The following is a 7,334-nucleotide window of genomic DNA, read 5'->3' as shown; positions in this document are numbered from 1 at the left end:
CGACGACCTCATCTTTTTGGGCGAGTTCTGCCGCCACGCGGGCGCCCACGGCGGGTTCGCCCTGGTCGTTTTTCACCACCAGTTGAATTTTCCGGCCCAGATAGCCGCCCACCGCGTTGATTTCCTGCACCGCGAGTTGAGCCCCGTTCACCATGCTTTGCCCGAAATCGGCCGAGCCGCCGGTCATCGGCCCGACCAGGCCGAGGCGAATGGGGCGCGCGTCCTGCGCCTGGGCGGCAAAAGGCGTCAGGCCGCCACCCAGCGTGATGACCAGCAGCCCGATGACTTGAAGCCTTTGGGGACGAATGGCGCGCGCAGCGGTGGTGCGGGAAGGCAGGGGCGAGGGCATGTGCAGAAGCGGCGTAAGCCGAAGTGGGCAAGAATGGCGATTACAAAGTGCTTCGATTGTTAACGCAAGCTTGCAATCGAGCCCTGCCCACTTTTGTGGCACGCAGCAAACGCTGCTGCCCCTTCCGACGCCGCACTCATTCCATGCCGAATTCCCTGCGCTTGAGATAAAGCTCTCCCAACGTGCCAATGACTTGATTGGAAATGCGGGCGTAATCGCCCCCGCCCTGCAATTGCTGCAGCGCCTCTTTCTGCTGATTCGCCAAAGCCTGGCGGGCGACATCGGCGGCTACGCGATGAAAAGCGGCATGTTCTTCAAACAACCGAGTGAACAGACGCTGCGTGTCGGTGCTCAGTGCCGGACGGTTTTCGCGAATGCCATAGAGCCACTTGCCCAGATCGCAGCGGTTGTCCACCGCAATGGCGTCGGGGTCGAGTGTGGAGCAAGCGCCGCTGACGCAATCGTGCAACCGCTTCTTCCACGCTTTGTGGGCGTTCGTCGCCGAAAAAAAGTTCAGTTCCATGCGGGCTTTATTGACGATAGTTGGGCGGGTGCTCCAAATATAGTTTTCCGGATGAAACTTTGCAATTCTGTGATGTGCCTTGGGCTGAGGTGCGTCAAGATTCGGAAGGCGAGGGACCAAGTTCCCGTTCGAGCGACGCTTTTTAGCGTCGCCCTACGATAGGCTGCACGTCATCGGCAACCTCGGAGGAACTGTGCAACAAGAACCCAAACACGGACCGCGCTTCTGGCTGGGCAACGGCATTCTGGCGCTGGCCGCGGTGTTTCTGCTGTTCATCGACCAGGCGGCGCAATGGCTGGGCACGGGGGCGGTTGCGCTCTGGATGGGGCTGGTCGCCGTGGGCGTCTATCTCATCGTCAAAGACGGGCGATGAGAGGCCGGGAATTCAGCGAAAGAACAACGCGCTCATCACCAGACCGATCAGCACGATGCTCCAGCGCATCACTTCGCGCGGAATGCGTCGGGCGACGCGCGCGCCCACATAGCCGCCCACCAGCACGGCGGGCAGCATCACCGCCACCCAGCGCCACTGCACGGTGCCTGCGGCGGCGTAGATGCCCACGGCGAACAGGGTGAGCACGGCGGAGATGGCGTTTTTCAGCGCGTTCATGCGGTTGAGATGGGTTTCGCCGATCAGGGTGAGCATCGCCAGCAGCAGCACGCCGAGGCCGCCGTTGAAGTAGCCGCCGTACACGCTGACCACGAACAGGCCGACCAGCGCCTGCAGGCGCGGCGCATGCTGCTCGGGGTGGCGGCCGATGCGGCGCAACAAGGTCGGCCCGAAGGCGAACAAGGCGGTGGCGAACAACAGCAACCACGGCACCAGCGCCCGAAATGCGTGATTGCTCGTGGTGATCAACAGCCCGGCGCCGATGCCTCCGCCCACCAGGCAGGTCAGCATCAGCGCGGTCATGCCGACCGAGCGCGGCGGGCCGAGATCTTCGCGGAAGCCCCAGGTGCTCGCAAAGTAACCGGGCAACAAGGCCGTGGTACCGGTGGCGTTGGCGGCAACGGGTGGAATCCCGGCATAGATCAATGCGGGCAGGGTGAGAAAACTGCCGCCCCCGGCCGCTGCGTTGAGCGCCGCGCCGAAAAAAGCCGCCAGCGCGACCAGCGCCAATGTGAAACCGTCGTTGAACATGAGCTTGACGCGAAAAAGCGCCAAGCATACGCACAACAGCCGCGCTGCGCCGGGCTGGCCTGCGGTTTGTAGTCCAATGCCGCTTTCAATTGGTAACACGACCCTCTACTGAAATGGCCACCAGTCTGCTCGCTCTTCTCGATGACATCACCACCGTGCTGGATGACGTCGCGGTGCTCACCAAACTCTCGGCCAAAAAAACCGCGGGCGTGCTGGGCGACGATCTGGCGCTCAACGCCCAGCAGGTCACCGGGGTGCAGAGCAACCGCGAAATTCCCGTGGTGCTGGCCGTGGCCAAGGGCTCGCTGATCAACAAATCCATTCTTGTGCCGCTGGCGCTGGCGATCAGCGCCTTTGCGCCCTGGGCGATCACCCCTTTGCTGATGGTGGGCGGGGCGTATCTGTGCTTCGAGGGCGCGGAGAAGCTGGCGCACAAGTTTTTCCACCGCGCATCAGAAGACGAAGCCCATCACGAGGAACTGACACAGGCGCTGACTCACCCGGAGGTCGACCTGCTGGCGCTGGAGCGCGACAAGGTGAAGGGCGCGGTGCGCACCGACTTCGTGCTTTCCGCCGAAATCATCGCCATCACGCTCGGTGCGGTGGCGGGTGCGAGCTTCACCACGCAGGTCGCCGTACTGGTCGGCATTTCCTTGCTGATGACCGTGGGCGTTTATGGCCTGGTTGCGGGTATCGTGAAGCTGGACGATGCCGGGCTCTACCTGAGCCGTCAGGCGTCTGCCGCGGCGCAGGCGCTGGGGCGCGGCATATTGGCTTCGGCGCCCTGGCTGATGAAAGGGCTGAGCGTGGTGGGTACTGCCGCAATGTTTCTGGTGGGCGGCGGCATCATCAGCCACGGTTGGCCCTGGCTGCATCACGCCAGCGAGGCCGTAGCGCATCAGTCGGGTGCGGCGCTGGGCTGGTTGAGCCCGTTGCTGTTCGATGCTGCGGTGGGCATCGCCACCGGCATCGTGGTGCTCGGCGTGTGGGCGCTCGGGCAGAAACTTCGGGGGCGCGGCGCGGCGGCACATTGAGCCGCGCCGCAGCGTATTACGGCCAGGGATTTACGCGGCCAGTTGTGCGGCGATCTGGTCCTTGAGCTGCAAACGCTCTTTTTTCAGCGTTTCCAGGTGCAGGCCATCGACGGCGCGCACGCCTTCTTCAATCTGCACCACTTCCTTGTTGAGTTCTTCGTAGCGCTGGGCCAGCTTTTGGAAGTGGGCGTTGTCTGATTTCAGCGCGTGGATCTTGTCGGCCTGGGCGGGAAATTCGTGGGTCAAATCGTGCGGGTCGAGCGTCATGGGCGAAGTCCTCCTTGAGAGATGGATAAGGCTTAACCTTAGGACGATTCGCTGCCGCGCGCCACCGTCTGGCGCAAAGCGGGGGATGGACAGGCTCCTACGGATTGACCGGCAGCAACGCCCACATGCGCCCGGGCCACTGCATGCGGCCTGCGAGTTCGCCGGCCGCATCGCCGGTGCCGGTGAACAAGTCGGCGCGCACGGCGCCGGTGATGGCGGAGCCTACATCCTGCGCGAAAACCAGCCGGTTGAGCGCCTTGGGCGGGCTGGTGCTGCCGTCGTAAGGTTGCGAGGTGGATAGCCATATCGGCAGTCCCAGCGCGATGGCGCGCTTGTCCACTGCGATGCTGCGCATGGCCGTGAGCGGAACGCCCAGAGCGCCGGTGGGGCCGCGCTGCGGGTCGGTGTCGAGCGCCGCATTGAAAAACACCACGCGCGGGTTGGCGGCCAGCATTTCGGGCACTTCAGCAGGGTGCATCTGCGCCCAGGCGCGGATGATGGACATGGTGATCGTGCCTTTCACCCGCCCGGTGTCGAGCAGCCAGCGGCCGACCGATTTGTAGGGCCAGCCGTTGGTGCCGGCGTAGCTCAGCCGCAAGGTCTGGCCGCCGGGCAGACGCACGAGGCCGGAGCCTTGCACCTGCAGGAACAGGGCGTCCACCGTGCTGTCGAGCCAGACCACGGCGTGACGATCCAGCGCGGCCTGAAGCGCGGGGTCGGCCTGAATCTGCGCCCGGCTCCAGTAGGGCAGTACGCGCTGCCGCCCGTCCACCCAAGCCACCCGGCCGCCGCTGACGCCATCGGCGCCCGGCGCGCGCGGCACGAGGTCGGCGGGCAGCCCCCAGACCGGCACCACATAAGGCCACACGCGGGTGAGCGAGCCGTGCAGCACCGGCTCGTAGTAACCGGTGATCAAGCCTTTGTCCTCTTTGTCTTGCTTGCCGGAGGCGGTGATTTGCCACGGCGCGAACTGGGTCTCGATGAACGTCCGCTGCGCCTGCGGATCGTCCGAAGGCACGGACGCCGCGCGTCGGCACACCGCCGCCAGCGCGCTGGGCAGGCGCGCGCCGCAATCGCGCCGGAAGGCTTGCCAGACGCCGTTGAAATCGTCCTGCGGCCAGCCGGGCAAATCGGCCCACTGTGCGGGTTGCAGCCGCACACCGGTGCCGGTGAGCGCAGCCGCGGTGCCCGGCGGGGTTGCAGGCCAGGGTGCCGCCGACGCCGAAGCGGGCGGCAGGGGCATGGGCGCGGAAGCGGGCGGCGCGGGCGGTGTGGCGCAGGAGGCCAGCGCCAGCCCCAGCAGGCAGAGCAGGGCGGTGCGAACATGGCCCATCAACCCCGGTCGGTGCGATAACAAAGTCATGCTCAGGTTTATGCGCTGGCCGCAGCGTGTCGCGGCGGCAGGATGAACGTCCAGGGCCTGCGCCACAGCCGACGGGCGATGCTGGTGTAAATGGCGCGGCGCTCTTTCACCTGAATGCCCCGGGCGCGCAAGGCGAGGCGGTAGGCCAGATAGAAACTCACGCCGACGTTCAGCACGCCGTTGACGGCAATGCCCGCCAGCGCCCACCAGAACGCCGGATCGTTCACGACCGCGGGCCCCAGGCTGGCGCAGGCCGCGCCAAACAGGCCCGAGGACAGGGTGACGTGCCGCACCTGCAGATCGATGCCGAAAATGCGGAAGAACTCCGGCGTCAGGCCGAGCAGCAGGCCAAGCGACACATTGCCCGACATGACGCCGATATTGCGACGCCACCAGGCGGCCCAACGCGCGGCGCGCTGCGCGCCCAGGCGACGGCGGATGCGCGGGTTCCAGGCGATGGCGCTGTCGAGCCGGTGTAGCACGAAGGCGTTTTCGGCCCAGCCCGCAATCACACTGGAGAGAAACAGCAGCACCCCGGTAAAAGCGGCGAACAGCGGTGTGGGGCCCAGCAGCGACAACGATTCCAGCTCGTGCTCCGCCTTGGGCACCGGCAGAAACTGCGGCCCGAACCAGGCCAGCCCGCCCAGACCGAGCAGCAGCGCCACCGGCATGACCAGCAGCACGTTGCCGAACACCCCGGCCGACTGCGAGCGCGTGAGGTTGGCGACCTCGTCAACGAATCGCTCCACCCCGCCGGGTTTGGACAGATCGCCGAGCTTGTCGGCCATGGCCGGTGCGGTCATTGCCGGTTGTTTGGTGGCGATGGTCCAGTGCAGCAACTGCACGATGACAAAGCTCACCGCGTAGTTCAGCCCGGCAAGCAGGCCGGTCCAGAACAGTGCGGTTTTCAGGCCGAGAATGCCGATCTTGACCCAGGTGGTGAACCCCATGATCAGCCCGCCGCCCATCGCCGCGCCGAGCATGGCGCGGTATTCGCGGCGGTCGCGGGTGATGTAGTGCTCGCCCGACTCGGCGTGGCGCACCGCCATTTTTTCGGCCAGCAGCGCGGTGTTGTGCCGCCACAGGGCGCGCACGCTGCTGCGCTGGGCGTTCAGGCGTACGAAATTGGCGAACAGATGGGCGGTGTCGCGCGCCGGGGTGTCGCCCACCAGGCAATTGAGCAGGGCCTCGGCGCGGTCGATGCGCTGGTGCAGCTGGTGCAGCACATAGACCAAGCTGACCGAGGTGCCGTAGTCTTCCAGGTGTGCCGTGACCGAATCAGCTTGCTTGCGACAGGCTTCCAGCCCGGCGCGGAGCAAGGTGAGCGACTGCCGCATGGCCTCATCGTCGCGGGAGGTCTGCTGGGTCAGCAGCGCCTTGACCGTTTCATACTGCGCGGACAAGTGCTTGAACGGCGTTTCGGCTTCGCTTGCCATGGCGCCGCTGTTCTGCATGCGTGATCGCAGATCGGGCGAGAACCCGGTGGCGCGGATCTGGCTGACGGTATAGGTCAGCGCATCGAGCAGGGCGGTGCGCCAGAGCTGCGCGCTGGCGATTTTTTCGGTTTCGATCTCGGGCGTGGCCAGCAATTCGCGCAGACGTGCGAGGGTGTCGGCATCGAGCGCTTCGAGCCAGACGGCGTCGTGCGCTTGCGGGAAAAACAGGGCGAACAGCACGGCGAGATCGCGCGTTTCGGGCGATTTGGGCAGCCATTTGTTGCCCAGCCGCTCGCTGAATTCGCTGAAAAACGAAGGCCGCTGGCTGAAGCCGAAATCGGCCAGCAGCAAGGTGGCATCGGTGTTGCGCAGCAGGCCGTTGATCACGGCGGCGATTTCGGCGCGGCGCTCGGGCAGGCTGTCGAGCACATCCAGCAGGGTTTGCAGTCGGCGAATTTCGGCGGGCGCCGAAGTGTCTTCTCCGTCTTGCGCAGCGAGAGTCGGCGGGAGGTTCAAACCCTCGCGAAGGAGGCTAGCGTCGGGGCCGCGTCGCAGCCAGTCCAGCAGTTCGATGATCCAGAGCGCTTGCTCCACGGGCTGCGCCTGTGCGCTGGCCGCGTCGAGCAGCGAATGCACCGCCGTCGTCGCGCGCGCCGCCGCCTTGCGCGCCCGGCGTCTGGCAAAAAACATCAGTGCAGACTCCGCGGCTGAACCAGCGCGAATTCGGGAATATGCGCCTCGAAGCGCTCGCCATCTTCGGCGACACAGAAATAACTGCCGCGCATACTGCCCATCGGCGTGCTCAGTTGCGACCAGCTGGTGTATTCGAACGCTTCACCGGGCTTGAGAAAGGGCTGCTGCCCCACCACGCCCAGACCGCGCACTTCCTCCACCTTGCCCGCACCGTCGGTAATGATCCAGTGGCGAGAAATGAGCTGCGCGGCCACGCGCCCGGTGTTGATCACGGTGACGGTGTAGCTGTAGGCATAGACGCCTTGCTCCGTATCCGACTGCTCGGGCAGGTATTGCGGAATCACCGAAACGGAAAATTGATAGGTCGACATGCGGGTGATTCTAGGAGTCTGTCGGGCTTTGGTCGTTGAAAGCGAAAATGGGGCCCAGCCTGGACAGTTTTTGCCGGATTTGCAGGCCCATAGCCGCGCTATGGGTCAAAAAGCCGGTGAAAAATGGACTGCTGCGCCCCATTTGCAGCCGACGATT

General features: G+C 65.2%; 9 protein-coding genes. 2 read left to right on the top strand and 7 right to left on the bottom strand.

The annotated features are described in order from the left end of the window. A partial coding sequence (locus AC2VLV_RS06920) for an ABC transporter substrate-binding protein (RefSeq protein ID WP_486989277.1) occupies nucleotides 1–349 on the bottom strand: 349 nt, incomplete at its 3' end. Nucleotides 350–485: 136 nt separating this feature from the next. Continuing rightward, the gene (locus AC2VLV_RS06915; RefSeq protein ID WP_486989276.1) at nucleotides 486–872 is read right to left on the bottom strand and encodes a CZB domain-containing protein; all 387 of its coding nucleotides are present in this window, start codon (nucleotides 870–872) and stop codon (nucleotides 486–488) included. Between the two features lie 193 nt (nucleotides 873–1,065). Here AC2VLV_RS06915 and AC2VLV_RS06910 point away from each other — a divergent pair, with 193 nt between their 5' ends. Then, nucleotides 1,066–1,245, top strand: a complete 180-nt coding sequence (locus AC2VLV_RS06910; RefSeq protein ID WP_156053794.1) for a hypothetical protein — start codon at nucleotides 1,066–1,068, stop codon at nucleotides 1,243–1,245. Nucleotides 1,246–1,257: 12 nt separating this feature from the next. Here AC2VLV_RS06910 and AC2VLV_RS06905 read toward each other — a convergent pair whose 3' ends face one another. Continuing rightward, nucleotides 1,258–2,013 carry a sulfite exporter TauE/SafE family protein gene (locus AC2VLV_RS06905; protein ID WP_486989275.1) on the bottom strand — a complete coding sequence of 252 codons (756 nt, stop codon included), beginning with the start codon at nucleotides 2,011–2,013 and terminating at the stop codon, nucleotides 1,258–1,260. Nucleotides 2,014–2,126: 113 nt separating this feature from the next. Between AC2VLV_RS06905 and AC2VLV_RS06900 the strand changes: the two genes are divergently transcribed. Beyond that, nucleotides 2,127–3,047, top strand: coding sequence for a DUF808 domain-containing protein (locus AC2VLV_RS06900; protein ID WP_486989274.1), 921 nt, complete (start codon nucleotides 2,127–2,129; stop codon nucleotides 3,045–3,047). A 30-nt stretch (nucleotides 3,048–3,077) separates the two neighbouring features. On the opposite strand, the gene AC2VLV_RS06895 is transcribed toward AC2VLV_RS06900, so the two are convergent. The 4 genes from AC2VLV_RS06895 to apaG all read right to left on the bottom strand — a co-directional run bounded on the left by AC2VLV_RS06895 (nucleotide 3,078) and on the right by apaG (nucleotide 7,177). After that, on the bottom strand, nucleotides 3,078–3,314 hold the full coding sequence (locus AC2VLV_RS06895) for an HP1242/YdcH family protein (RefSeq protein ID WP_486989273.1): 237 nt from the start codon (nucleotides 3,312–3,314) through the stop codon (nucleotides 3,078–3,080). A 97-nt stretch (nucleotides 3,315–3,411) separates the two neighbouring features. Further along, nucleotides 3,412–4,677, bottom strand: a complete 1,266-nt coding sequence (gene mltA / locus AC2VLV_RS06890; RefSeq protein WP_486989272.1) for a murein transglycosylase A — start codon at nucleotides 4,675–4,677, stop codon at nucleotides 3,412–3,414. Nucleotides 4,678–4,685: 8 nt separating this feature from the next. Next, entirely contained in the window at nucleotides 4,686–6,803 is a 2,118-nt protein-coding gene (locus AC2VLV_RS06885) for a site-specific recombinase (RefSeq protein ID WP_486989271.1), read from the bottom strand. Beyond that, entirely contained in the window at nucleotides 6,803–7,177 is a 375-nt protein-coding gene (gene apaG / locus AC2VLV_RS06880; protein ID WP_486989270.1) for a Co2+/Mg2+ efflux protein ApaG, read from the bottom strand. Before apaG ends, AC2VLV_RS06885 begins: the two co-directional genes overlap by 1 nt. Nucleotides 7,178–7,334 lie beyond the last annotated feature (157 nt).

The organism is Thiomonas sp. TH-17 (assembly GCF_057473305.1).
This window is presented reverse-complemented; position numbering and strand designations above follow the sequence as displayed.

Bases quoted from the DNA above. Each gene is read 5' to 3' on its own strand.
- mltA (WP_486989272.1), bottom strand. From the start codon at position 4,677: ATGACTTTGTTATCGCACCGACCGGGGTTGATGGGCCATGTTCGCACC.
- apaG (WP_486989270.1), bottom strand. From the start codon at position 7,177: ATGTCGACCTATCAATTTTCCGTTTCGGTGATTCCGCAATACCTGCCC.
- AC2VLV_RS06895 (WP_486989273.1), bottom strand. From the start codon at position 3,314: ATGACGCTCGACCCGCACGATTTGACCCACGAATTTCCCGCCCAGGCC.
- AC2VLV_RS06885 (WP_486989271.1), bottom strand. From the start codon at position 6,803: ATGTTTTTTGCCAGACGCCGGGCGCGCAAGGCGGCGGCGCGCGCGACG.
- AC2VLV_RS06905 (WP_486989275.1), bottom strand. From the start codon at position 2,013: ATGTTCAACGACGGTTTCACATTGGCGCTGGTCGCGCTGGCGGCTTTT.
- AC2VLV_RS06900 (WP_486989274.1), top strand. From the start codon at position 2,127: ATGGCCACCAGTCTGCTCGCTCTTCTCGATGACATCACCACCGTGCTG.
- AC2VLV_RS06915 (WP_486989276.1), bottom strand. From the start codon at position 872: ATGGAACTGAACTTTTTTTCGGCGACGAACGCCCACAAAGCGTGGAAG.